At 71.2% G+C, this 24,713-nt stretch carries 23 protein-coding genes and 1 tRNA gene; 13 read left to right on the forward strand and 11 right to left on the reverse strand.

Annotated elements, in window-relative coordinates; translation table 11 throughout:
- Positions 1–157: 157 nt before the first annotated feature.
- Positions 158–231, reverse strand: a tRNA-Leu gene (locus EIY87_RS24880).
- 175 nt (positions 232–406) lie between these two features.
- Here EIY87_RS24880 and EIY87_RS24885 point away from each other — a divergent pair.
- From EIY87_RS24885 to EIY87_RS24915, 7 genes are all read left to right on the forward strand, one after another.
- Positions 407–1,021, forward strand: a complete 615-nt coding sequence (locus EIY87_RS24885; RefSeq protein WP_020646628.1) for an ANTAR domain-containing response regulator — start codon at positions 407–409, stop codon at positions 1,019–1,021.
- A gap of 428 nt (positions 1,022–1,449) precedes the next feature.
- On the forward strand, positions 1,450–2,631 hold the full coding sequence (locus EIY87_RS24890) for a branched-chain amino acid ABC transporter substrate-binding protein (protein WP_125312405.1): 1,182 nt from the start codon (positions 1,450–1,452) through the stop codon (positions 2,629–2,631).
- Between the two features lie 106 nt (positions 2,632–2,737).
- Positions 2,738–3,736: a branched-chain amino acid ABC transporter permease gene (locus EIY87_RS24895; RefSeq protein ID WP_225440033.1), complete on the forward strand. Its 999-nt coding sequence runs from the start codon at positions 2,738–2,740 to the stop codon at positions 3,734–3,736.
- Positions 3,733–4,878 carry a branched-chain amino acid ABC transporter permease gene (locus EIY87_RS24900; protein ID WP_125312310.1) on the forward strand — a complete coding sequence of 382 codons (1,146 nt, stop codon included), beginning with the start codon at positions 3,733–3,735 and terminating at the stop codon, positions 4,876–4,878. The genes EIY87_RS24895 and EIY87_RS24900 overlap by 4 nt, the downstream gene beginning before the upstream one ends.
- A complete protein-coding gene (locus EIY87_RS24905) occupies positions 4,875–5,801 on the forward strand; it encodes an ABC transporter ATP-binding protein (RefSeq protein WP_125312311.1) in 927 nt (308 codons plus the stop codon). Before EIY87_RS24900 ends, EIY87_RS24905 begins: the two co-directional genes overlap by 4 nt.
- Positions 5,788–6,501, forward strand: coding sequence for an ABC transporter ATP-binding protein (locus EIY87_RS24910; protein ID WP_125312312.1), 714 nt, complete (start codon positions 5,788–5,790; stop codon positions 6,499–6,501). The genes EIY87_RS24905 and EIY87_RS24910 overlap by 14 nt, the downstream gene beginning before the upstream one ends.
- Positions 6,502–6,673: 172 nt before the next feature.
- A complete protein-coding gene (locus EIY87_RS24915; protein WP_125312313.1) occupies positions 6,674–7,435 on the forward strand; it encodes an alpha/beta hydrolase family protein in 762 nt (253 codons plus the stop codon).
- Here the strand turns inward: EIY87_RS24915 and EIY87_RS24920 are convergent.
- Both EIY87_RS24920 and EIY87_RS24925 read right to left on the reverse strand, forming a co-directional pair.
- Complete coding sequence (locus EIY87_RS24920) at positions 7,401–8,372, reverse strand: LysR family transcriptional regulator (RefSeq protein WP_125312314.1); 972 nt, start codon at positions 8,370–8,372, stop codon at positions 7,401–7,403. The two genes, EIY87_RS24915 and EIY87_RS24920, sit on opposite strands and share 35 nt — an antisense overlap.
- A gap of 5 nt (positions 8,373–8,377) precedes the next feature.
- Positions 8,378–8,818: a PaaI family thioesterase gene (locus EIY87_RS24925; protein ID WP_125312315.1), complete on the reverse strand. Its 441-nt coding sequence runs from the start codon at positions 8,816–8,818 to the stop codon at positions 8,378–8,380.
- 62 nt (positions 8,819–8,880) lie between these two features.
- On the opposite strand from EIY87_RS24925, the gene polA reads away from it, so the two are divergent.
- The 3 genes from polA to EIY87_RS24940 all read left to right on the forward strand — a co-directional run bounded on the left by polA (position 8,881) and on the right by EIY87_RS24940 (position 14,007).
- Positions 8,881–11,622 (forward strand): DNA polymerase I, encoded by a 2,742-nt coding sequence (gene polA, locus EIY87_RS24930; RefSeq protein ID WP_125312316.1) that lies wholly within the window; start codon positions 8,881–8,883, stop codon positions 11,620–11,622.
- A gap of 97 nt (positions 11,623–11,719) precedes the next feature.
- Positions 11,720–12,247: an EF-hand domain-containing protein gene (locus tag EIY87_RS24935; protein ID WP_191984265.1), complete on the forward strand. Its 528-nt coding sequence runs from the start codon at positions 11,720–11,722 to the stop codon at positions 12,245–12,247.
- A 158-nt stretch (positions 12,248–12,405) separates the two neighbouring features.
- Positions 12,406–14,007, forward strand: coding sequence for a trypsin-like peptidase domain-containing protein (locus EIY87_RS24940; RefSeq protein WP_125312317.1), 1,602 nt, complete (start codon positions 12,406–12,408; stop codon positions 14,005–14,007).
- 301 nt (positions 14,008–14,308) lie between these two features.
- On the opposite strand, the gene EIY87_RS24945 is transcribed toward EIY87_RS24940, so the two are convergent.
- The 6 genes from EIY87_RS24945 to EIY87_RS24970 form a co-directional block, all read right to left on the reverse strand.
- Positions 14,309–14,881, reverse strand: a complete 573-nt coding sequence (locus tag EIY87_RS24945; protein WP_125312318.1) for a TetR/AcrR family transcriptional regulator — start codon at positions 14,879–14,881, stop codon at positions 14,309–14,311.
- Positions 14,878–16,773, reverse strand: a complete 1,896-nt coding sequence (locus EIY87_RS24950; RefSeq protein ID WP_125312319.1) for a YhgE/Pip family protein — start codon at positions 16,771–16,773, stop codon at positions 14,878–14,880. Before EIY87_RS24950 ends, EIY87_RS24945 begins: the two co-directional genes overlap by 4 nt.
- On the reverse strand, positions 16,770–17,459 hold the full coding sequence (locus tag EIY87_RS24955) for an ABC transporter ATP-binding protein (protein WP_125312320.1): 690 nt from the start codon (positions 17,457–17,459) through the stop codon (positions 16,770–16,772). Before EIY87_RS24955 ends, EIY87_RS24950 begins: the two co-directional genes overlap by 4 nt.
- Positions 17,460–17,567: 108 nt before the next feature.
- On the reverse strand, positions 17,568–18,488 hold the full coding sequence (locus EIY87_RS24960; protein WP_125312321.1) for a GNAT family N-acetyltransferase: 921 nt from the start codon (positions 18,486–18,488) through the stop codon (positions 17,568–17,570).
- A gap of 11 nt (positions 18,489–18,499) precedes the next feature.
- Positions 18,500–19,411, reverse strand: a complete 912-nt coding sequence (locus EIY87_RS24965) for a GNAT family N-acetyltransferase (protein ID WP_125312322.1) — start codon at positions 19,409–19,411, stop codon at positions 18,500–18,502.
- Positions 19,408–20,259, reverse strand: coding sequence for a class I SAM-dependent methyltransferase (locus EIY87_RS24970; protein WP_125312323.1), 852 nt, complete (start codon positions 20,257–20,259; stop codon positions 19,408–19,410). The genes EIY87_RS24965 and EIY87_RS24970 overlap by 4 nt, the downstream gene beginning before the upstream one ends.
- Positions 20,260–20,542: 283 nt before the next feature.
- Between EIY87_RS24970 and rpsA the strand changes: the two genes are divergently transcribed.
- Complete coding sequence (gene rpsA, locus EIY87_RS24975) at positions 20,543–22,042, forward strand: 30S ribosomal protein S1 (protein WP_086860859.1); 1,500 nt, start codon at positions 20,543–20,545, stop codon at positions 22,040–22,042.
- Between the two features lie 73 nt (positions 22,043–22,115).
- Here rpsA and EIY87_RS24980 read toward each other — a convergent pair whose 3' ends face one another.
- Entirely contained in the window at positions 22,116–22,745 is a 630-nt protein-coding gene (locus EIY87_RS24980; RefSeq protein WP_225440034.1) for a TetR/AcrR family transcriptional regulator, read from the reverse strand.
- Between the two features lie 171 nt (positions 22,746–22,916).
- Here EIY87_RS24980 and EIY87_RS24985 point away from each other — a divergent pair, with 171 nt between their 5' ends.
- Positions 22,917–23,537 (forward strand): HD domain-containing protein, encoded by a 621-nt coding sequence (locus tag EIY87_RS24985; protein ID WP_125312324.1) that lies wholly within the window; start codon positions 22,917–22,919, stop codon positions 23,535–23,537.
- A gap of 4 nt (positions 23,538–23,541) precedes the next feature.
- The gene (locus EIY87_RS24990; RefSeq protein WP_125312325.1) at positions 23,542–23,988 is read left to right on the forward strand and encodes an OsmC family protein; all 447 of its coding nucleotides are present in this window, start codon (positions 23,542–23,544) and stop codon (positions 23,986–23,988) included.
- A gap of 329 nt (positions 23,989–24,317) precedes the next feature.
- On the opposite strand, the gene EIY87_RS24995 is transcribed toward EIY87_RS24990, so the two are convergent.
- Positions 24,318–24,566 carry a hypothetical protein gene (locus tag EIY87_RS24995; RefSeq protein WP_125312326.1) on the reverse strand — a complete coding sequence of 83 codons (249 nt, stop codon included), beginning with the start codon at positions 24,564–24,566 and terminating at the stop codon, positions 24,318–24,320.
- Positions 24,567–24,713 lie beyond the last annotated feature (147 nt).

Here is a 24,713-nt window from a genome sequence, read left to right on the forward strand (position 1 = left end):
TGACCATCCGGATTGACGCCCGCGGCGACCGTGCGACACTGGAGATCACACTTCCCGAAGATCAGCTGCCGGAGGTCTCCGGCGCGGCGGAAAGGATCACCGAGGAGATGCTCTCGCAAGGAACGCCCACCGGGCGGCCTTGTGAGGTTGCTGTTCGTGCCCCCGGTGAGATTCGAACTCACACTGGACGGGTTTTGAATCCGTTGCCTCTGCCAGTTGGGCTACGGGGGCGCGACGCGGTAACCCTACGGGATCACCGGCTCCCGGCTGTCTCCGGGGGGACGAGTGTCGTTCGCGCCACTTCGTGGTGAACGCCATCTCGGGAACTGGATCGTTCCCGGTAGGCTTCAGGTTCGCGGGAAGCCGCGAAAACCGACCGTCCCGCCGAGTCTTCAGGAGGACCCCGGTGACCGATCAGGCTACCGAGGCCAACGGTGCCGCCACCGTGCCGCAGCGTCGGGTGCTCGTCGCGGAGGACGAGGCGCTCATCCGGCTGGACCTCGTCGAAATGCTGCGCGAAGAGGGCTACGAAGTCGTCGGGGAAGCCGGGGACGGGGAGCAGGCCATCGCGCTGGCCACCGACCTCAAGCCCGATCTCGTGATCCTCGACGTCAAGATGCCCAAGCTGGACGGTATCGAGGCCGCTTCGAAGATCACCGGGGACCGGATCGCCCCGGTCGTCATCCTCACTGCGTTCAGCCAGCGTGACCTCGTCGAACGCGCGCGGGACGCCGGGACCATGGCGTACCTGGTCAAGCCGTTCGCGAAGCGGGATCTCGTGCCGGCCATCGAACTCGCCGTCAGCCGGTTCTCCGAGCTGCAGGCGCTGGAGGCCGAGGTCGCCGGGCTCACCGACCGGCTCGAGACGCGCAAGGTCATCGACCGGGCCAAGGGGCTGCTCATGAGCCGCCAGGGGCTGACCGAGCCCGACGCCTTCCGGTGGATCCAGCGGACCGCCATGGACCGCCGGACCACGATGAAGGCCGTCGCCGAGGCCGTTGTGGAAAGCATCGGGAGCTGAACCAGCGACCAATGGGGTGTGCCCGGGGAACCGGGCGCACCCCTTTTTTTCGTGACGCTCCGGGTGCCCGAAAGGGCGTTGTTGGTACCTTTGCGAACCTTCCCGGCGTGGCCGGGCGCGGTGATCGACTCGCCTTCCGTAGACTCTGCACACCTTGAACCGGGCGTCAAGGGGCAGTCTGCGGGCTGTTGAGCACCGAGAGTCACCACCCGCTGGTCGGATTACGACGAGCGGGTGTAAATCATACGTTAATACTCGTGACGACCGTCACGATGTGGCTACAAGAGCACGTGTGACTCTGTGCAACGGCTCCCGAGGCGGCTACTTTCAGCGGCCAGTCAGGTCCCACATGGGGACAGCCGTCCTACCGGGCGGTCAGGTGGCATTTGGAGGAACGAGTGCAGAAAGCACGACTTGCGCGGTTCATCGTGCTGGCCGCTGCCGGGGCCATTTCGCTCAGCGCGTGTTCGGCACGGACCGACAGCGGCTCGGGCGACAGCAGCGCGAGCTCGCAGTCCCAGGCCGCGGCGCCGTCCGCCGCCGCCGACGCGGCCGACCCCGCCGGTGACGGCAAGGCCCAGTGTTCCCCGACCTCCATCGCGTACGCGGGCACCATCAACGGCGCCAACGCCGCGCTGGGCGTCAACATCCTGAACGGCGCGAAGCTCGCCGTGGAGCAGCACAACAAGGCCAACCCGGGCTGCCAGGTCAAGCTGGAGCAGTTCGACACCGAGGGCACGCCCGACAAGGCGCCCGGCATCGTGACGCAGATCGTCAACACGCCGGCCATCATCGGCGTCGTCGGCCTGCCGTTCTCCGGCGAGTCCAAGGCCGCGGGCAACATCTTCAACGGCGCGGGCCTGGTCACGGTCACCCCGTCGGCGACCAACCCGACCCTGAGCCAGAACGGCTGGAAGACCTTCTTCCGCGGCCTGGGCAACGACAACACCCAGGGCCCGGCCGCCGCGAAGTTCATGACCGGCGAGCTCAAGGCCAACAAGGTGTGCGTCATCAAGGACGACTCCGACTACGGCACCGGCCTCGCGGCTTCGACCGTCCAGGCGCTCGGCGACAAGGGCACCTGCCAGGACAGCGTCAAGACCAAGCAGACCGACTTCTCGGCCGTGGTCAACAAGATCAAGAGCGAGAAGCCGGACGCGGTGTTCTACTCCGGGTACTACCAGGAAGCCGCTCCGTTCGCGCAGCAGCTGAGCGACGCGGGTGTCGAGGCCAAGTTCGTCGGCCCGGACGGCGTCAAGGACGACGAGTTCGTGAAGGGTGCCGGCGAGGCCGCCTCGAAGGCGTACTTCACCTGCCCGTGCGTCCCGGCGGACCAGTTCACCAAGTTCACCGACGCCTACAAGGCCTCGGTCGGCAAGGACCCGGGCACCTACTCGCCCGAGGCCTACGACCTGGCGACGATCCTGCTGAAGGGCATCGACGCGGGCAAGAAGGACCGCGCCGGCCTGCTCGACTTCGTCAAGAACTACGACGGCCAGGGCATCACGAAGCACTTCAAGTGGGACGACAAGGGCGAGCTGGCCAGCACGACCGTGTGGACCTACAAGGTCGAGGGCGGGAAGATCGTCCGCAACACCGAGATCAAGTAGCGCAACGCTTCCGTTCTGATTCCCGGGGTGTTCGCCCGGCGGCTGGATCCCGCCGGGTGAGCACCCCGGTCCCACATGGAGAACTAGTGTGTCATTGACTCATCACTTGACCTCGGCCGTGCTGGCGCAGAGCGACAGCTGGATCACGTTCGACGTGAACGCGTTCCTCGACCAGTTCTGGAACAACACGTTCGACGGGCTCGCCTACGGCAGCATCTACGCGCTCGTGGCGCTGGGCTACACGCTCGTCTACGGCGTCCTGAAGCTCATCAACTTCGCCCACTCCGAGGTGTTCATCTACGGCGTCTACGCGACGTGGTTCACCTTCTACGGCCTCGGGTTCCGCCCCGGTAACACGCCCACGCTCACCGTGATCGAGCTGATCGGCTTCCTGCTCCTCGCGTTGCTGGCGTCGATGGCGATCTCCGGCGGCACGGCGGTGGTCCTCGAACGGGTCGCCTACCGGCCGCTGAGAAAACGCGGGGCACCCAAGCTGGTCTTCCTGATCACCGCGATCGGCGCGTCCTTCGTGCTGCAGCAGCTCATCTTCATCTGGCGCGGCGGCAACCCCGAACTGGGCATCCGCCTGATGCGCAACCAGGAAGTCTTCACGCTCTTCGGCGGCAGCATCACCAACGTCACGATCATCACGGTCATCGCGTCGATCCTGCTGATGCTGGGCGCCAACTACTTCGTCAACAAGACGAAGTTCGGGCGCGGCATCCGCGCCGTGGCGCAGGACCCGGACACCGCGACGCTGATGGGCGTCAACAAGGAACGCGTCATCATGCTGACCTTCCTCATCGGCGGCCTGCTCGCCGGTGCGGCGGCGCTGTTCTACATGATGAAGATCCCGCAGGGCGCGTGGTACCAGGGCGGCTTCCTGCTCGGCATCAAGGCGTTCACCGCCGCGGTGCTCGGCGGTATCGGCAACCTGCGCGGCGCGCTGCTGGGCGGCCTGCTGCTCGGCGTCGCGGAGAACTACGGCCAGTCGCTGTTCGGCGGCGGGTGGCGCGACATCGTCGCGTTCGTCCTGCTGGTGCTGGTCCTGATGATCCGGCCCACCGGCATCCTCGGTGAGTCGCTCGGAAAGGCCCGGGTATGACGACGACCTCGACAAAGCCGGCGGTGGCGAGCCCCGGCAAGCACTCGCTGCGCGAGCGCTGGAACAACCTGAGCCGCGTCCAGCAGTGGGTCATCCTGATCCCGCTGGTCGTGCTGATCTACTTCCTGCCGGTGCTGAACCCGCCGATCCTGACCACCCAGCCGGGGTACGACTTCCCGATCGCGATGTTCGAGGTGGCCCGCTACGCGCTGGTCGCCATCGGCCTCAACGTCGTGGTCGGCCAGGCCGGCCTGCTGGACCTCGGGTACGTCGGGTTCTTCGCCATCGGCGCGTACGTGATGGCGCTGTTCACCAGCCCCGACTCGTCGCTGTCGCACCTGCCGTTCCTGGTGGTGCTGCCGATCGCCATGGTCGTGACGATGGTCTTCGGCGTCATCCTCGGGACACCGACGCTACGGCTGCGAGGGGACTACCTCGCGATCGTGACGCTCGGGTTCGGCGAGATCGTCCGCCTGCTCGCGGACAACGTCGGCCCGCTGCGCGGCAACTCAGGCTTCAAGGAGGTCGGGCACCCGCCGGGCACCAACGCCGACGGCTCGGCGCTGTTCAACAACTCGAACGGCACGCCGTGGTACTGGCTGTGCGTCACGCTGATCATCGCCGTGCTGTTCCTGGTCGGGAACCTGGAGCGCAGCCGCGTCGGCCGCGCGTGGGTGGCCATCCGGGACGACGAGGACGCGGCCGAGATCATGGGCGTGCCGACGTTCAAGTTCAAGATCTGGGCGTTCATCAGCGGCGCGGCGATCGGCGGCCTCTCCGGCGCGCTCTACGCCGGCCAGCTCGGCTTCGTGAACAACCAGAAGTTCGACGTCGTCACGTCGATGCTGTTCCTGGCCGCGGTGATCCTCGGCGGTTCGGGCAACAAGGTCGGCGTCCTGCTCGGCGCCTGCGTCGTCGCCTACGTCCCGCTGCGCTTCCAGGCGATCGCCGAGTACAAGTACCTGATCTTCGGCCTGGCGCTGATCATCCTGATGATCTTCCGGCCGCAGGGCCTGCTCGGTGCGCGCCAGCGGCTGCTCGCCTACGGCAGGCAGGCGTACCAGCGCCTGCTGGGCCGAGGTGAGCAGATCAGCAGCGACGGCGCGCTGCAGACCGAACCGACCCCGGGGAGCAAGCCATGACCGAGCCCCAGAACGGCGGGCCCGAGGTCGTCGCGGAGGGCGGCCTCGTCGCCGAGCTGCAGCACATGACGGCCGAAGAGCGGGCCGAGCACGAAGCCGAGGTCGCCGAGGTCGTCGCGCCGGACCGCGACATCGAGGTCGAGGTCGGCGAGACGCTGCTCGAGGTCGACGACGTGACGATGCGCTTCGGCGGTCTCGTCGCGCTCGACCAGATCAACTTCGGCATCCGCCGCGGCGAGATCCTCGGCCTGATCGGGCCGAACGGCGCGGGCAAGACGACGTGCTTCAACGCGATGACCGGCGTCTACCGGCCGACCTCGGGCGAGGTCCGGCTGGAGGGCAAGGCGCTGGGCAAGACGTCGCGGCACGGCATCACCCAGCTGGGCATCGCGCGGACGTTCCAGAACATCCGCCTGTTCAGCGAGATGACCGCGCTGGAGAACGTCGTCGTCGGCACCGACGCGCGGCACAAGACCAGCCTGCTCGGCGCGCTGGTCCGCTCCCCGCGGCACCACCGCGAGGAGAAGGCCGCCGTCGAAAAGGCGATGGCCCTGCTGGAGTTCGTCGGCATCGCCGACCGAGCGGCCGACCGGGCGAAGAACCTGCCCTACGGCTACCAGCGGCGCCTGGAGATCGCGCGGGCGCTGGCCACCGAGCCGAAGCTGCTCTGCCTGGACGAGCCCGCGGCGGGCTTCAACCCGGCGGAGAAGGAAGACCTGATGGGCCTGATCCGGACCATCCGCGACGACGGCTACACCGTGCTGCTCATCGAACACGACATGAAGCTCGTCATGGGCGTGACCGACCGGATCGTGGTGCTGGAGTTCGGCAAGAAGATCGCCGAAGGACTGCCCGCCGAGATCCGCGAGAACCCCGCGGTGATCGCGGCCTACCTGGGGGTGCCTGACGATGACGTTGCTTGAGTTGTCGGACGTGTCCGTCCACTACGGACGGATCCAGGCGGTCTCCGGGCTGTCCATCTCGGTCGAGGAAGGCGAAATCGTCACGCTGATCGGGGCCAACGGCGCCGGCAAGTCGACGACGATGCGGGCCATCTCCGGCATCCGCCCGATCTCGTCGGGCAAGATCACCTTCGCCGGCGAGGACATCTCCAAGCTGCGCGGCGACCTCCGGGTGGTCCGCGGCATTTCGCAGGCACCGGAAGGCCGCGGGATCTTCCCCGGCATGACGGTCATGGAGAACCTCGACATGGGCGCCTACGCCCGCAAGGACCGCAAGGACCTGACCGAGGACCTCGAGCGGGTCTTCGAGCTGTTCCCGCGGCTGGCGGAGCGCAAGACGCAGATGGGCGGCACGATGTCCGGCGGCGAGCAGCAGATGCTCGCCATCGGGCGCGCGCTGATGGCGAAGCCGAAGCTGCTGCTGCTGGACGAGCCGTCGATGGGGCTCGCCCCGCAGTTCATCCAGCAGATCTTCCGGATCATCACGGAGATCAACAAGCAGGGCACCACGGTGCTGCTGGTGGAGCAGAACGCGCAGCAGGCGCTGTCCCGCGCCCACCGCGCGTACGTGCTCGAAACCGGCCGGATCACCAAGTCCGGTACCGGCAAGGAGCTGCTCGCGGACAACAGCATCAAGGAGGCCTACCTGGGCGTCGGCTGACGTCCCCGGGAAGTCCGTGAAGGCCTCCTTACCGGTCGAAAACGCCGGTAAGGAGGCCTTCACGGCTTTTGTGTGACAACCAGCGGTTGTCGTCGCGGCCCGAAAGGCTGTTGGACTCCGCCGCTCGTCTCGCGGTTTCCTTGAGGCACAACGAAAACCGAGGGAGCACGAGATGATCGAGGGAATCGCGGCCGGGGTGCCGTTCGTGGCGGTGCCGCCGTCGGACACCGACGCGCCGGCGGCGCTGGTGGTGGGCTGGCACCTGATGGACGCGCCGGCGAGCGAGCAGGCGATGGCCGAAGCGGTGCCGATGGCGGGACTGCGGGCGTGGCGGGTGTACCTGGGCCTGCCGCTCTCCGGGAAGCGGCTGCCCGAAGGCGGGCACGACGAGGTCTTCCGGCTGGCGGGCTCGGACGCCGTGCTGAACGTGTTCGAGCCGGTGACCGAGCAGGCGGCGGGGGAGTTCCCGGCGGCGCTGGCCGAGCTGCGCGACCGGCTGCCGGGCGCGAGCGGGCCGCTCGGGGTGTTCGGCGGCTCGGCCGGGGCGCTCGTGGCGCTGGAGGTGCTGGCGCGCGGGGACGCCGGGATCACGGCCGCCGCGGTGGCCAGCCCGGTCGTCCAGCTCGCGCCGATGATCGCCGCCAACGAGCGGCGGTTCGGGGTGACCTACTCGTGGACCGAGCGGTCCCGCGCGGTGGCGGCGCGCTACGACTTCGTGAACCGGGCCGGCGAGCTGACCGCGCCGCTGCTGCTCGTCGCCGGCGCGGACGACGACGTCGCCGTGCGCGAGCCGGCCGCGGCCCTGCACGAGAAGCTGGGCGCCGAGCTGGTGACCGTCGAGGGCATGGCGCACGAGTTCCCGGCCGGGACGCCGGGAGCGGCCCGCGTCGACGCCGCGTTCACCGAGTGGTTCGGGCGGAAGCTGCGAGGCTGACGTCGTCGGCCGGCACCCAGGCGTGCGCCGGGTCGTAGGCGCACCAGTCCTCTTCGCGGCTGGTGCGCCCGGCCAGCGCCGTCAGCCGCTTCAGCGCCGGGTGCGCCTTCCCGCGCCGCCACACCAGCGACCACGGGAACAGCGGCGACGGCTCGAACGGCAGCACCTTGAGGTTCAGGTCGGGCGCCAGCTCCATGTCCGCGCCGGCGAGGGTCACGCGCCGCTTGCCGTAGCGCGTCTGCTCCAGGGTGTGCCGCAGGTCGTAGCTGACGCCGGAGTCGTCGACCGGCACGCCGAAGCGGGTGCACAGCTCGTGCACGTAGGACAGCCATTCGGCGGGACCGCTGTGGCCCGGCAGCCAGATCCCGTCGGCGCGCAGGTCGGTCAGCGGGAGCGCGTCCTGCACGGCGAGCGGGTGTTCCGGGGCGAGCAGGGCGACCAGCGGTTCGAGCCGGACGACCCGGTGCTCCAGCTCGTCCGGCAGCGGCCGCCCGAAGCCGTTGACCCGCCCGAAGGCGGCGTCGAGCTCGCCGGACAGCAGCTTCTCGACGGCGTGGGCGAACCCGCCGCCGGCGACCTTGTCCACCCGCAGCGCCGGCTCCCGTTCGGCGAGCCGGCGCAGCAGGAACATCGGGGACAGGCGGTAGTCCAGCAGGTCGAGGCGCAGGGGCCGGCCGTCGGCGCCCATCGCGGCCACCGCCGCGTCGGCCAGCCGCACCAGCTCGCGCGCGTGCGGGAGGAACCGCTCGCCTTCGGCGGTCAGCTCGACCGACCGGTTGCTGCGCACGAACAACGGCGTCGCGAGGGCGTCCTCGAGCTTGCGGACGCGCTTCGACAGCGCCTGCTGGGTGAGGAACAGCGCCTGGGCGGCCCGCCCGAAGTGGCGCTGCTCGGCGGTCACCACGAACGCCCGCACCTGGGCGAGGTCGAGGTCCACGGGGCTCAGGCGCCCGGCGGGCGGTCCCGGACCACGCAGGTGAGCCGCGCGGTGCAGGTGCGGCGGCCCTCGTCGTCGGTCAGCACGATCTCCGCGGTGATGGTGCCGCGGCCGACGTGCAGCGGCGTCGCGACGCCGGTGACCGTGCCCGCGCGCACGGCACGGTGGTGCGTGCAGGACAGCTCGAGTCCCATCGCCGCGCGGTCCGGGCCCGCGTTGAGCGCCGCGACCGTCGAGCCCAGCGCCTCGGCGAGCACCGCGTTCGCGCCGCCGTGCAGCAGGCCGTACGGCTGGAGGTTGCCCTCGACCGGGATCGTGCCGACCACGCGTTCGGCCGTCGCTTCGAGCAGCTTCATCCCGATCTTGTCGTTCAGCTGCTGGTCCGCCGCCGCCGGGTCGATGCCCGACAGCCGCTCCACGTCGATGGGGGCGGCACTGTCCGTCACACAAAGCTCCTGTTCCTATGCGACACGTAAGAGTGTCGGACCCTCAGCCTAGACTCGGCCCCGTGAGCCCGAGTGAGAAGACGACCGTTGCCAACGCCACAGGATCGACCAGCGTCGCCGAGCGCCCGAAGCTGCTGCTGATCGACGGCCATTCGATGGCCTACCGCGCCTTCTTCGCGCTGCCCGCGGAGAACTTCAAGACCAAGACCGGCCAGGTCACGAACGCGGTCTTCGGCTTCACCTCGATGCTCATCAACCTGCTGCGCGACGAGGCGCCGACCCACCTTGCGGTGGCGTTCGACCTCTCGCGCAAGACGTTCCGCTCGGAGACCTACGCCGACTACAAGGCGAACCGCAGCACGACGCCGGACGAGTTCCGCGGCCAGGTCGACCTGGTCAAGGAAGTCCTCGACGTGCTGGGGATCCCATCGCTGACGAAGGAGAACTTCGAGGCCGACGACATCATCGCCACCCTCACCACGCAGGCGACGGCGGACGACTTCGACGTCCTGATCTGTACCGGCGACCGCGACGCGCTGCAGCTGGTCACCGAGCAGGTCACCGTGCTGTACCCGAAGCGCGGCGTGTCGGAGATGACCCGGTTCACGCCGGACGCCGTCGAGGAGAAGTACGGGCTCACCCCGCGGCAGTACCCGGACTTCGCGGCGCTGCGCGGCGACCCCTCGGACAACCTGCCGAACATCCCGGGCGTCGGCGAGAAGACCGCGGCCAAGTGGATCAAGCAGTTCGGCTCGCTCGACGACCTGATCGACCGCGTCGACGAGGTCAAGGGCAAGGCGGGGGACGCGCTGCGCGCGCACCTCAGCTCGGTCCAGCTGAACCGCCAGCTCACGGAGCTGATCCGGAACGTCGAGCTGGACGTCGCCCCGGCCGGGCTGGAGCTGCGCCCGTGGGACCGCGAAGCGGTGCACGCGCTGTTCGACGAGCTGGAGTTCCGCGTGCTGCGGGACAGGTTGTTCGCGACGCTGCAGAGCGCCGAGCCGGAGGCCGACGAGGGCTTCGAGGTCTCGGGTGCCGCGCTCGCGCCCGGCGCGCTGGGCGCGTGGCTGGCGGCGCACGCGGGCAAGGGCCAGCCGGTGGCGATGGCGTTCCGCACGGTGGGCGCGTCCGTCCGCTCCGACCTGCGCGCGGTGGCTTTCGCCGCGGCAGACGGCGAAGGCGCGTACGTCGACGTCACGGCGATGGACCAGGCCGACGACGCCGCGCTCGCCGCGTGGCTCGCCGACCCGGAGATCCGCAAGACCGGCCACGACCTCAAGGTCCCGCTGCACGCGATCCGCGCGCGCGGCTGGTCGCTGGCCGGGCTGGCCATGGACACGGCGCTGGCGGCGTACCTGGTGCGCCCGGGGCAGCGCACGTTCGAGCTGGACGACCTCGCGCTGCGCTACCTGCACCGCGAGCTGCGCTCGGAGACCGACGGCGGCGACGGCCAGCTGTCGCTGCTCGACGGCGGCGCGGAAGGCCTGGAGCAGAAGGAGATCCAGGAAGAGCTCGTCAAGGCCCGCGCCATCTTCGAGCTGGCCGGCGCGCTCGAGAAGGAGCTGGAGCAGATCGGCGGCGCGAAGCTGCTCGCCGAGCTGGAGCTGCCGCTGCTGGAGGTGATCACCGAGCTGGAGATCGCCGGGGTCGCCGTCGACCTGGAGCAGCTGACCACGCTCGAAGCGCACTACCTGTCACGCGTCACGCAGGCCGCCGAAGAGGCGTACGCGGTGATCGGCAAGCAGATCAACCTCGGCTCGCCGAAGCAGCTGCAGGTCGTGCTGTTCGACGAGCTGGGCATGCCGAAGACCAAGCGCACCAAGACCGGCTACACGACCGACGCCGAGGCGCTGCAGGGCCTGTTCGAGAAGACCGAACACCCGTTCCTGCAGCACATGCTGGAGCACCGGGACGCGACGAAGCTGCGCACGACGGTCGAGGGGCTGATCAAGTCCGTCGCCGACGACGGCCGCATCCACACCACGCTGCTGCAGACCATCGCGGCCACCGGGCGGCTGTCCTCGACCGAGCCGAACCTGCAGAACATCCCGGTCCGCACCGAGGAAGGCCGCCGCATCCGCGACGCCTTCGTCGTCGGCGAGGGCTTCACCGAGCTGATGACCGCGGACTACAGCCAGATCGAAATGCGGATCATGGCGCACCTCTCGCAGGACGAGGGCCTGATCGAGGCGTTCAACTCGGGCGAGGACCTGCACACCTTCGTCGCGTCGCGGGCGTTCTCGATGCCGCCGGAGGAGATCACGCCGGAGCTGCGCTACCGCGTCAAGGCGATGTCGTACGGCCTCGCGTACGGGCTGTCGGCGTACGGGCTTTCGCAGCAGCTGCGGATCTCCACCGAAGAGGCCAAGGAGCAGATGGAGGCGTACTTCACGCGCTTCGGCGGCATCAGCGACTACCTCCACTCGGTCGTCGGTGTCGCGGCGAAGAACGGGTACACCGAAACGGTCTTCGGCCGCCGCCGCTACCTGCCGGACCTCAACAGCGACAACCGCCAGCGCCGCGAGATGGCCGAGCGGATGGCGCTGAACGCCCCGATCCAGGGCAGCGCGGCGGACATCATCAAGGTCGCGATGCTCAACGTCCACCGCGCGCTGGTCGAGGCGAAGCTGAAGAGCCGGATCCTGCTGCAGGTCCACGACGAACTCGTGCTCGAGGTGGCCGAGGGGGAGCGGGAGCAGCTGGAGGAGCTGGTGCGCCACGGCATGGGCTCGGCGTACGACCTCGCGGTGCCCCTGGAGGTCTCGGTCGGCTACGGGCGGTCCTGGAACGAAGCGGCGCACTGAGTTCACGCTGTGCCACGGCCCGGATCACCGGGTCGTGGCGCGGCTGCACCCGGGCGGCCGTCGTCAGGCGCCGCCCGGCGCGGCGATGCTGTCCGCCATGGCCAGTGACTTCCAGCGACGCAAGATCTCCGTCGTCTTCGGCGCCATGGACGCCGACGACGACGGGTACCTGACCGAGGCCGACTTCCGGGCGCTCACGGCGAGGTGGCTCGACGTGCGCGGCACCGACGACGCCACGCCCGAGGGCGGGAAGCTCGCCGCGATCATGATGGGCTGGTGGGCGACGCTGCGCGATGCGTCCGACCGCGACCGCGACGGCAAGGTCTCCCTCGACGAGGTCCTCGGCGTCGTCGACGAGCTCCCGCGGATGCCCGGCGCGGTCACCGGAACGGCGTCGGCGATGTTCGAAGCGGTCGACGAAAACGGCGACGGCGCGATCTCGGCGGCGGAGTACGGCCGGATGATCGAGGCGTGGGGCGGTACTCCGGCCGACGACGTGTTCGCCCTCCTGGACACCGACGGCGACGGGCGGCTGTCCCACGACGAGTTCACCCGCCACTGGTACGAGTTCTGGGCCGGCGACGACCCCGCCGCGCCGGGCAGCTGGGTGTTCGGGCGCGTCTAGCGGCGCACGGTTTTCCGACGCCTCTGACGGAAATACTCACCGGCACCCGACACCGTTCGGCGTTCCCACTAACGCAGGACTCCGTTCGGGTGAGCCATTACCGCTGGGTAGGGAGGTCGGCGCCCGGCCGGGAGCGATCACGGCGTAGGGTCCGCAAAATGGGGTTCGAGCGTGAGCGACGACGCTGGCGGGTCCGGCTGCACGACGAACTCGGCCGGGTGTGCGGGGCGGGCACGGTGCTGGACGAGTACCACGTGCTCACGAGCGCGCACGTCGTCGAGACCGCCGGTGGACCGAAGTCCGCGCTGACCGTCGACTTCGTCGGCCTGGCCGAGGCGCTGCCCGGCGCCGCGACCGTCGTCGAGGGCTGCTGGGTGCCCTCCGACGGCGGCGGCCACGGCGATCTGGCCCTGCTGCGCCTGGAGCGCCCCGAATCGCGCGTGTTCCGCGCACCGCTGCACCGCATGCCGCTCGGCGAGCACCAGCTCGTGCGCGCCTTCGGCTTCCCGCCCGGCTCGGTCGGCCGGTGGACCCACGCCCGTCTCGGCGCCCCGGACCCGACCGGCGGCGAGTGGGTCCGGCTGTTCCGCACCACCGAAGCCGAACCGCTCGGCCCCGGCTTCGGCGGCACCGCGGTGCTCGACGAGGCGACCGGCCACGTCGTCGGCGTGGTCGTCGGCAAGGACAGCGGGACGTGGATGGTGCCGGTCGAGACGATGCTCGGGCACCTGCCGCAGCTGAGCATCTGGACGTCCGGCAGCCCGGCCGTCGACGCGAGTTTCTCGCGCCCGGTCGGGGAAGCCGTCGACGTCTCGTTCGTGCGGCAGGTCGCGGACTGGTTCGCGAAGGCCGAGCCCGGCACCGTCTGGGTGGTCGACACCGGCGAGGCGGGCTCGCCCGTCGCGGCGGCCCTGCGGTTCGGCATCGTCCTCGCCGACCGCGAACGCTCGCTCGGCGTGCTGGGGCTGCCGCCCGCGTTCGGGCCGATGCCGCCGGCGGGCAGCGTCGACCTCGCCGTCGACGCCACCGGCCGCACCGCCGACGCGGTCCGCCACCGCATCGCCGACCGGCTGACGAGCGGCGTCGCCGGCCGCACCCTGGTCGTCGACGCGATCGACGACTCCGCCGAACCCGACCGGCTCGTCGGCGAGGTGCTCGCCCCGCTGGCCGGCCGCGCGGCCGAACTCGGCCTCCGCCTGTTGCTCGGCTTCCGCGAGGAGTCGTCACCGGGGGTGGCGGCGGTGCGCGCGGGCACGGCCGCGGCCCGCCCGGCGCCCGACGACCTCGCCGGCCGCCTCGAGGTGCTGACGCAGGCGGTCGAGGAACTGGCGGAGATCGAGGCGTACCAGCTGCGCGTGGCGACGCGCTTCACGGGCGTGGCGATGCTCCCGGCCCGCGCCCACCGCCTCCGCGGCGCCCTCAAGCAGCTGCGCTCGGCCGAGGTCGACGGCGACGCGGAGTGGGTGGAGCGCCACATCGACAGCCACGAGCACGCGGTCGCCCCGGCGGTCGAGGACGGCCGCCGCCAGCGCGCGGTCCTCGACGGCCTGATGGCCCGCCGCGAGGAACTGCGCGCCCGCCTGGCGGCCGAGCACGAGCTGGCCCGCGAGCACGGCCTGGCCGCCGACCCGGAACTGGAGCAGGCGTACGTCCCGGCGAAGCGCCTGCTGATCGACGGCCCCTGCGAGCTGACGGCCGCGGCCACGGCGGTCGACACCTACGCGGCCGCGGTCCGGGCCCGCCTCGAAGACCGCCCCTGACCCAGCTTCCCCCCGGCGCCGGCCGTGACAAGCGGCGCGCCGGGCGGGGCCCGCGATGTCTTGAATGAGTCATTCAGGACCTCCGAAGACCTGAATGAGTCATTCAGGACCGCCGCCGGGCGAGCCGCCGCACCTTCGCCGGGCCCCTGCCGCGCTCCCCGCCCCGGCCCCGGCCCGAGTTCGTGAAGGCCACCTTGAGGAAGTACAAGTTCCTGAAGGTGGCCTTCACGGCTTTCGGCGCGCGGAATTGTCGGTGCCTGCCGGTAGCGTGGAAAACGGGGGGCGCCCCCGGCGGCCAGGCTCAGCGGCGGCCCAGGCCGCGGATCAGGACCATCACCGCGTCCCGCACCTCCGCCCGCGTCCGCTGCGGCCCGAACACCTGCCAGTCCAGCGCCACCACCAGCATCGTGCCGAACAGCCCCGCCGCCGCCGTCGGGATCTCCACGCCCTCCGGCAGCCGCCCGGCCGACTCCAACCGGGACAGCTGCTGCTTCACGATCGAGATGATCTCCTCGCGCAGCAGCGAAAGCGTCCCGTGCCACTGGCCCGGCGTCCGCCACAGCTCGCTCACCAGGATCTGCGAAAACCCCGGGTACTGCGCGATGAACTCCAGCGTCGTGTCGACCTGCGCCTCGATCACGTCGAGCGGATCCGCGTCGGAAACGGCGGCGCGCAGCCGAAGAGCGAGCATGTCCACCCCGTACCGCAGGAGCGCGTCGACGAGGCCGTCCTTCGAGCCGAAGTTGTAGTACACCGTCCCCTTCGCGACCCCGGCCGCCGCCGCGATGTCGTCGACGGTCAGGCCCACCAGGCCCCGGCTCTTCGAGAGCTCCAGCGTGGCCTCGAAGAGCTTCTGCTTCGTCCCGCCGCTCACAGGCTCAGCTCGGGTTTGAGCGCGGACACCGTCCAAACGCGACGCTTGCGCGCGGCCAGCGTGGACACCAGGATCCCGCCCACCAGGTAGGCGAGCAGCACCCCGATGTCACCCAGGATCTGCACCGTGGCGCCGCTGTAGAACAGGTGGCGGAAGCCGTCGATCGCGTAGCCCATCGGCAGCACCACGTGCAGCGGGTACAGCGCGTCCGGGATCGTCTGCCAGGGGAACGTGCCGCCCGCGCTGACCAGCTGCAGCACCAGCAGCACCAGGCCGAGGAACTTGCCGACCGCGCCGAAGAACGCGTTGAGCGCGTGCACCACCGACGTGAACGTCAGCGACACCAGCACCGCGAACCCGATCGCGCCCAGCGGGTGCGCGATGTGGATGCCGACCAGCCAGGTCACCGCGCCGAACAGGACGATCACCTGCGCGGTGCCCAGCAGCGCCGAGGACAGCCAGCCGCCCACCGCGACGCGGAACGGGGACGCGCCCGCGGTCAGCGCCCGCGTCGAAAGCGGCCGCAGGATCAGGAACAGCACGAACGCGCCGATCCAGGTGGCCAGCGAGATGAAGAACGGGGCCAGCCCGGCGCCGTACGTCCCCGCCGACGCCTCGCCGTTGGCGTTCACCGCCACCGGGTCCGCGATCGTGTTGGCCGTCGCGTTGCGGGTCGGGTCGTCCGGGTTCGGGATCTGCTGGAGGCCCGCGGCCAGCCCGTCGCGCAGCTTGACCGCGCCGTCCGCGAGCTGGTTCGTCCCGTTGACGGCGGTCTTCTCGCCGTCGTTGAGCTGGGAAGCCCCGTCGCGAAGCTGGTTCGCGCCGTCGGACGCCTGCGCGATGCCGCTCGCCAGCTGCGGCGACGCCGCGGCGAGCTTGGCCGCGCCGTCGGACACCTGGCGGGCGCCGTCGGCCAGCTTCGCGAGGTCGCCGTTGGCCTGCTGGATCTTGCCGTTGGCCTGGTCGACCGGCGACCGCAGCTGGTCGGCCTTCGCGAGGATCGCCTGGACCTGCGCCTCCGGCACGCCGGCGTCGCGCAGGTCGGTCTGCAGCTGGCTGCGGTAGGAGTCGAGCTTGCCCTGGATGTCGGACGACGCCGTCGCCGCGATCGAGGCAGCGTCCGCGACCTTCTGGTCGCCGGCGGCCACCTGCGAGGCGCCGTTCGCGAGCTGCTGGGTCTGCGACGGCAGGGAGGCGGTGCCGCTCTTCAACGTGCCCAGGCCGGTCGCCAGCGTCGACGATCCGTCCGCGAGCTTCGCGGCACCGTCGGCCAGCTGCTGCTGACCGGACTTGAGCTGCGAAGCGCCGTCGGCGAGCTGGGACGCGCCGGTCGAGGCCTCCTGGATCTTGGCGTAGATGGTGGAGAAGCCGACCAGGAACCGGTCCGCGGCCTCGCTGCCGACCTTCTCCGCGATCGTCTTGCGCACCTGCTCGGCGACCTGCTTCGCGATGGTGCCGGACAGGTAGTTGTTGGCGTCGTTGGTGGTCAGCGTGATCGTCGCCTGCTGCGGCTGGAAGTTGCCGACCGACAGCAGCGCGGCGGAGAACCCGCTCGGGATGCCGATGGCGAACGAGTACTTGTCGTTGCGGACGCCTTCGCGCGCCTCCTGCTCGGACACCTCGTGCCACTGGAAGGTGCCGGACTTGACCAGCTCGTCGGTCACCTCGCGGCCGACGTTGCGCTCCTGGCCGCTGGAGTCCTTCGCGCCCGCGTCGCTGGTGAAGACGGCGGCGGGCAGCTTGTCGAGGCGGCCGTACGGGTCGTAGTTCGCGTAGAGGTAGAAGGACGCGTAGAGCAGCGGCACCAGCACGAGCGCGATCAGCGCGAGCTTCGGCATCGTGCCGGTGGACAGGCGGCGCAGTTCGTTGCGCGCGATGCGGAAGGCGTTCATTCGGAGACCTCGTCAGTGCTCTCGGGGAGCTCTTCGGTGGGGGCGGGTTCGGGGGCGAGGTGCCGCGGCTCCGGCTGCTCGGCGGCGCCGAGGCGCGCGGGCGGGAAGGGGAGCGCGGACAGCGGGGTGGTCGCGGTCAGCACGACGACGGCGAGGCCGCGCCCGGCCAGCTCGCCCGCCAGCCCGGCCCAGCTCTCGACGTCGCTGGTGTGCCGGTCCGGGGTGTCGAGCACCAGCACGCGCACGCCCTTGCGCTCGGCGGCCAGCTCGGTGAGCAGCCGCGTGCGCAGGGTCGGGGCGAGGTTCTCGAACCGCGTGCCCGCGAACGGCGCGGCGTCGTGCTCGCCGAGCCACCGGGCCACGTCCTCCTTGCCCGCCGGGCGGTGCGCCAGCGCGAGCTCCTCGCCGACGACCACGCGCAGGGACAGGGCGTCGTCGGGCTCGCTGACGCCCGGCGCGTCGACGACCGCGACGAGCTCGGTCAGGCCCGCGTCGACGCCCTCGGCGTGCACCGTGCCGGTGGTCGGCTTGAGCCGCCCGGCCAGCGCGAGGCCGAACGCCGTGACGCCGACGCCGGGGTCGCCGTGCACGATCGCCAGGTCGCCCTCGCCGAAGGTCAGCGAGGTGGGCGGTAACAAGGTGCCGTGGTGCCCTTCGAGGGACACGCGATCGGCTCGGACCTGCACGGTTTCTCCCGCTTCGAGAACTTTTGAACTGACCGGTCAGTTTAAAAACGTAGTCCCGGCGGGAGCCGGCGGCAAGATCACCGGACGCACGTCACACGAGTGGGTGGTTCACCGCAGTGCGGACGCGGGCCGCACTTCCCAGCTCGTCCACAGCGGCCGGTAGCCCTGCCGGTGCCAGAACACCGAGGCCAGCGGGTTGGTCGGGTTGTAGTAGAGGTACGTGCGGGTGGCGCCGCCCCGGTGCAGCTCCCGGTGCACGTGCGCCATCAGCGCCCGGCCGAAGCCGTTCCCGCGTTCACCCGGCGCGGTCACGACGTTGTTGACGTAGCCCCAGCGGCCGGTGGGGAGCAGCTCGCCCGCCTCGCTCCCCGGCGTCGAGTCCACCCACGCGCAGTGCGCCAGCGCCCGGATTTCGCCGTCCTCTTCCGCCAGCCAGACGGGCGGCTCGGCCTCGTCGAGCGCGGCCCGCAGGCCGGGCCCGAGCAGCTCCGCGGTGTTGGCCCGGCGGGGCGCGGCGACCAGGCCGGTGTAGTCGAAGGTCGCGTCGGCGAGCGCCACCGCGGCGGCGTGGTCGGCCGGCCCGGCGCGGCGGACGGTGACCGCGGGGTCGGGCTCGCCCGGGGGAGCGGTCCGCACGCCGACCGCGGACAGCGGGACCAGGCCGTGGTCGAGGAAGGCGCGGATCGCCTCGGCGTCCCGGCTGGGCCAGAGGACGACGCACGCCGAGTCGTCGCCGGTCACCTCGGTGTCCAGGCGGCCCCGCAGCGCGCGCAGCAGCACGTCCACGCCCTCGGTCCCGGTGTCGCCGAAGTACGGGAAGAGCTGCCAGGTGTCGGCGGCCGACCACAGCATCGGGACGTCGCCGTCGCCGAACCGGTGCCGCTGGAGCACGCCGGTGACCTGCGTGCCGGCCGCGGTAGCCGCGTCCAGCCGCTCGCCATCGGCCGGTGGCGCGGCGGGCGGGAGCAGCGCGTCGACCGCCGCGAACCGCGCCTGGTGCGCCGCGAGCAGCGGCTCGGCGATGTCCATCGGTTCCCCTCTCAGGACCAGGCGGGGCGCCGGATCCACATGGTCCACAGTGGACGATAACCCTGCCGGTGCCAGAACACCGGCGAAAGCGGGTTGGCCGGGTGGTAGAAGAGGAACGTCCCCAGCGAGCCCGGCCGGAGCAGCTCCTCGTGCGCCACCGCCATCAGCGCCCGGCCCACGCCGCCGCCGCGGGCCGCGGGCGCCACCGACAGCGTGTCGACGTACCCCCAGCGCCCCGGCCGCAGCCGTCCGTGGATGCTGTCGCCCGGCGCCGGGGCCGCCAGCGCGCACGCGGCCAGCCCGGCCGGCACGCCGTCGTCCTCCGCGAGCCAGACCAGGCCGGAGAAGCGCAGCGAGCGGACGACCTCCGCGCGCAGCAGCGCCCGCGCGCCCGGCCGCGGCACCGCGGTGCCGACCAGCGAGGTGTAGCGCCACTCGGCCAGCCGCAGGTCGGTCAGCGCTTCGACGTCGGCCTGCCCGGCGAGGCGGACGGTCACCCGCGACGGCCCGGGGTCCGCGGGCGGGTCCGGCGGCCGCACCGCCAGGCACGTCGACGGCGCGAACCCGTGGGCCAGCAGGACCGCCGCCGCCTCGGTGTCGCGGCTCGGCCAGGCCAGCGTGCAGCCCGAGTCCGGGCTCGGCCGAGTGCCGCGCAGCCGCTCGCGCCAGGCGTCCAGCAGCGCGGCCAGTCCCGCCGCGCCGCTGTCGCCGGGCACCGCGGTCAGGTCCCAGATCTCCGACGGTCCCCACAGCGCCGGCCACGAGCCCGGCGCGTGCACGTGGTGCGCGAGCAGGCCGCCCGCCTTCCGGCCGCCGGCGGTCACCAGCAGCGGCTCGCTCACCGCCGGCGGGGCGGCGATCGGCGGCAGCAGCGGGTCGAGCGCGGCGAACCGCGCGTTCTGCTGCTCCTCCAGCGAGGTCACGAGCGGCGCGTGCGGAAGATCGCCGTGCCGGGGAAGAGCTTGCCGCGCAGGGGGCTCCACTGGCCCCACACCCGCGTGTGCCCGGCCGGCCACTCGGGCTCGACCAGGTCGTCCAGCGCGAAGCCGGCCGCGGCCAGCGCGCGCACGTAGTCGCCGAGGGTGTGGTGGTACTCGACGTAGGTGGCGGTGCCCTCGTCGTCGACCTCGACGTACGGGGTCCGGTCGAAGTAGGGCTGGGTGACGGTGAGCCCCAGCGGGCCCGGGTCGTCGGGGAAGATCCACCGCATCGGGTGAGTCACCGAGAAGACCCACGGCGCGCCCGGCCGCAGCACCCGGTGCACCTCGGCGAAGACCGCGTCCACCGAAGCGACGAAGGGGATGGCGCCGAAGGCCGAGCAGGCCGCGTCGAAGGTGCCGGACGCCAGCGGCAGGTACTCGGCGTTGGCCTGCACGAGCGGCACGGCGAGGCCGGTGCGCGCGTTGCCGTCGCGGGCGTGGCGCAGCATGCCGGCGGAGAGGTCGGTGGCCACCGCGTGCGCGCCCTGCCCCGCGAGCCACCGCGAGCACGCGGCCTGCCCGCACCCGACCTCCAGCACGCGCTTGCCGCGGACGTCGCCGAGCAGTCGCGCCTCGGCCTCCCGGACGCCCTCCGGGCACCAGACGAAGTCGGCGTCGCCGAGGAAGCCGCCGTGTTCGGCCTGGTAGTCGTCGGCGTCGGCGTCCCACCAGGCGAGGTTCGCGGCGGCCGCTTCGGCGCCCCCGACCTCGCGGTAGGCGACGGCCGCGGTGCCCAGCCGGTGCTCGGCCGCGTCGTGGCGGCCCGGCGCGGGCGGCTCCTCCGGTGGCATGATGGTGGTCTCCGGTCCGCTGCGTGTTTGCTTCCGCGAGGACCTTAGCGATCGAGGGGGACCCTGATTGTGCCCCCTAGCGGCCGCCGCGTACGATAAGTGTTAGCGCAGTGGGTTCGCGCTGCCTTCCGCTCAGCTTCTGGTTGGGACTCGGGTCGCGCACCGTATGCGGGTCATGCCGCGGTCGTTCACTGGTGGACGTTTGCTCGCAGGGTCGACGCATGCACCCATTCGCGCCGACAACTGCCAACCCTCGATTCCATCCACCGGAGCAACCCGCCTAATGACCACCGACACCGCCACCGCCCCGACCGCCCCCACCGGGCCCCAGCAGGTCGCCATCAACGACATCGGGTCGGAGGAAGACTTCCTCGCGGCGATCGACAAGACGATCAAGTACTTCAACGATGGCGACATCGTCGAAGGCACCATCGTCAAGGTCGACCGCGACGAGGTCCTGCTCGACATCGGCTACAAGACCGAGGGTGTCATCCCCTCGCGTGAGCTCTCCATCAAGCACGATGTCGACCCGGCTGAGGTTGTCACCGTCGGCGATGAGGTCGAAGCCCTGGTTCTCCAGAAGGAGGACAAGGAAGGCCGTCTGATCCTGTCCAAGAAGCGCGCGCAGTACGAGCGCGCCTGGGGCACGATCGAGGAGCTCAAGGAGAAGGACGAGCCCGTCAAGGGCACCGTCATCGAGGTCGTCAAGGGCGGCCTCATCCTGGACATCGGCCTGCGCGGCTTCCTCCCCGCGTCCCTGGTCGAGATGCGCCGCGTGCGCGACCTGCAGCCGTACGTCGGCCGCGAGCTCGAGGCGAAGATCATCGAGCTGGACAAGAACCGCAACAACGTGGTCCTGTCCCGCCGCGCCTACCTGGAGCAGACCCAGTCCGAGGTGCGCAGCGAGTTCCTCAACGCGCTCGCCAAGGGCCAGGTCCGCAAGGGCGTCGTGTCGTCCATCGTCAACTTCGGTGCCTTCGTGGACCTGGGTGGCGTCGACGGCCTGGTGCACGTCTCCGAGCTGTCCTGGAAGCACATCGACCACCCGTCCGAGGTCGTCGAGGTCGGCCAGGAGGTCACGGTCGAGGTCCTGGACGTCGACATGGACCGCGAGCGCGTCTCGCTGTCGCTGAAGGCGACCCAGGAAGACCCGTGGCGCCAGTTCGCCCGCACCCACGCGATCGGCCAGATCGTGCCGGGCAAGGTCACCAAGCTGGTTCCGTTCGGTGCGTTCGTGCGCGTCGAAGAGGGCATCGAGGGCCTGGTCCACATCTCCGAGCTGGCCGAGCGCCACGTGGAGATCCCGGAGCAGGTCGTCCAGGTCAACGGCGACGTCATGGTCAAGGTCATCGACATCGACCTCGAGCGCCGTCGCATCTCGCTGTCGCTGAAGCAGGCGAACGAGGGTGTCACGCCGGACACCGAGTTCGACCCGACCCAGTACGGCATGGCCGCCGAGTACGACGCCGAGGGCAACTACATCTACCCCGAAGGCTTCGACCCGGACACCCAGGAGTGGCAGGAAGGCTTCGACAAGCAGCGTGAGGAGTGGGAGCGCCAGTACGCCGAGGCGCACACCCGTTACGAGGCCCACATGAAGCAGGTCCAGAAGGCCGTCGAGGCCGACGCCGAAGCCGCCGCGGACGCCGCGACCGGCATCGAGGGTGGCGCGGAAAGCTACACCTCGGGTTCGGCCCCGGCCGACACGAAGAGCAGCGGTGGCACCCTCGCCTCCGACGAGCAGCTCGCGGCGCTCCGCGAGAAGCTCTCCGGCGGTGCGTGAGCACTAGCTCTCTGAGCTGAACGGCAGAGCCCCCGGTCCACTTCGGACCGGGGGCTCCGTCGTTGCCCGGGGGTCAGCGCAGGCCGAGGCCGCGCATCATCGCGGTGACGCCCTGCCGGTACACCGCTTCGTTCGCCTCGTCGGTCGGCGGGATGAAGAACTCGGCCAGCGGGGTCCGCGAGGCCAGCATCAGCTCCGCGCCGACGAGCCCGTGCATCGCCGTCCACAGCTGGTAGGCCGCGGCCTGGGCGTCCGCTCCCGGCGGGCTCACCCGCTGGACGCGCTCGACGAACATCCGGAACGTCGTCCGCAGCACGGCCGAGCGCAGCGCCGGGTCCGGGTCGAAGCCGGGCACCGGGCGCTCGAACATCAGCGCGTAGCGGGCGGGGCTCTCGCGGGCGAAGCGCCGGTACTCGAGGGCCAGGTGCAGCACGTCCGCGACGCCGTCCGAGCTCGACGGCGGCAGGCTTTCCAGCATCTCCCGCAGCGAGTCGAACGTGCGCTCGTACAGGGCGTCGAGCAGGCCCGCGCGGCCGCCGAAGCGGGCGTACACCGAGATCGTCGAGGCGCCGGCCGCCTCGGCGACGCCGCGCACGGTCAGGCTGGGAACACCGCGCTTCACCAGCACGGAAAGCGCGGCGTCGAGAAAGCGCTCGCGGCTGCCCTGGTCGGCAGGGCGCATCGACAAGTGCCTGGTGGCCATCGGCGCACCCCCTTCGCGGCGGCCCGGCGCAGACGGCGGCCGGGCGACCCACCCGCAGCAGAAGATACGATATCCGGCGCGTCTTGGGAATGCGCCGCATGTCCGGATCTGCGGTGTTCCCGTCCGCTGGACGCAGGTCCGAGCACCGCGCGGGCGGGCATCGTCGACGTCATGACCCCTGAAGTCCCTGACACCGCCCTCGCCCGCGAAGCCGCCGAGTACGTCCGCGACACCGCCGGCCCGCTGCTGTACGACCATTCGGCCCGCGTCTACCTGTTCGGTGCCCTCCAAGGCCGGCGGCGCGGCTTGGAGTTCGACGCCGAACTGCTCTACGTCGCGGCGCTGTTCCACGACCTCGGGCTCGTCGAAGGCCACCGCACCGACCGCCGCTTCGAGCTGGACGGCGCGGACGAGGCCCGCCGCTTCCTCCTCGACCGCGGCGCCGCCCCTGAACGCGCCCGGATCGCGTGGACGGCCATCGCCCTGCACACCACCCCGGGCATCCCTGCGCACATGGAACCCGAAGTCGCACTGGTGACAGCGGGCGTCGAGTACGACGTCCTCGGCATCGGCTACCACGACCTGCCCGCCGCGGACCGCGCCGCCATCGTGGCCGCCCACCCGAGGCCGGACTTCAAGCGGCGCATCCTGGCGGCGTTCACCGACGGCATCCGTGACCGTCCCGACACGACGTTCGGCAACGTCAAAGCCGATGTGCTGGCCCGGTTCGTGCCAGGCTTCACGCGCACGGACTTCGTGACCACGATCGAGGATTCACCCTGGGAGGACTGACCGCATGGAGCACCCCGAGCCCGGCACGGTGACCGTCACCGCGACCGGCGACGGCACGTACACGCACCAGGTGACGACGGCGACGCACGAGCTCCTCGTCGACGAGCCGACCGCACTCGGGGGCGCCGACGCCGGCCCCAACCCGTACGAGCTGCTCCTGGCAGCCCTGGGTTCGTGCACGGCGATCACCCTGCGGATGTACGCCGACCGCAAGGGCATCCCCCTGACCCGCGCGACGGTCCGCCTCCGCCACGACCGCATCCACGCGGAGGACTGCGAGAAGTGCGAGACGGAGCGCGGCATGCTGAGCCGGATCACGCGGGAGATCTCGCTGGAGGGGGAGCTGGACGAGGAGCAGCGGGCGCGGTTGATGGTGATCGCGGACAAGTGCCCGGTGCACCGGACGCTGTCGTCGGAGATCGTGATCGAGACCCACGAAACCGGCCGCTGACCAGCGCCGCGTCACCTCGGGCGGCGGATCCGCTGAGGCCGCGCGCCCGGGCAGGGTCGCTGGGCAGCCGCTGAACCGGCGGGCACTCGGTTCGTACGGCAGCCGCTGAGCGGCGGGCAGTCGGCTTGCTTGTACGGCGGCCGCTGAGCGGGAGGCGGCAGGGTCGGCCGGTTGGCGTGGCGCCCGTGGTTGGTGGCGAGGTGCTGGCCGGTTCGGCGTGGCGGATATCAGGCGGCGCCCGCGGTGGGGGTGTGACGCCAGCCGGTTCTGTGCGGCGGTCGTAAGGCGGTGCGTGCGTTGGCAGCGGGGCCGCCCGCGTCCGGCAGCGGCTACGCGGCGCGGGCCGTCACCGGGCGCACCGTCGACGTGCCCACCGCCGGGACCCAGATGCGCTCGAGGGCGGCCGCGCGGGCCTTGCGGCGCAGGCCCGCGAAGCTGTGCTTCGCCGGCACCAGCAGGGCGCTCAGCCAGGTGCGGTGGTAGTCCGCCAGTGCCTCGGCCACGGGGCGGTGAAGAACGCAGTGCACCAGCCCCGGCGTGCCGAGCCGGTGCCTCCCGACGTGCTTGCTGTTCGCCATCGTTCCTCCGTGTGGGCGACCCTGTCGCGCGGACGGTACGCAATCGGGCCGGAAGAGGTGGGTAAGCAACGCGGCGTGTCCGGATATCGGTTGAGTCACGCGTCACGTTCGTCTTGCGGCTCACCCGTTCGTGTGCCTCGGGCTGGG

Origin of the sequence: Amycolatopsis eburnea (assembly GCF_003937945.1) — a bacterium.
Taxonomy (GTDB): domain Bacteria; phylum Actinomycetota; class Actinomycetes; order Mycobacteriales; family Pseudonocardiaceae; genus Amycolatopsis; species Amycolatopsis eburnea.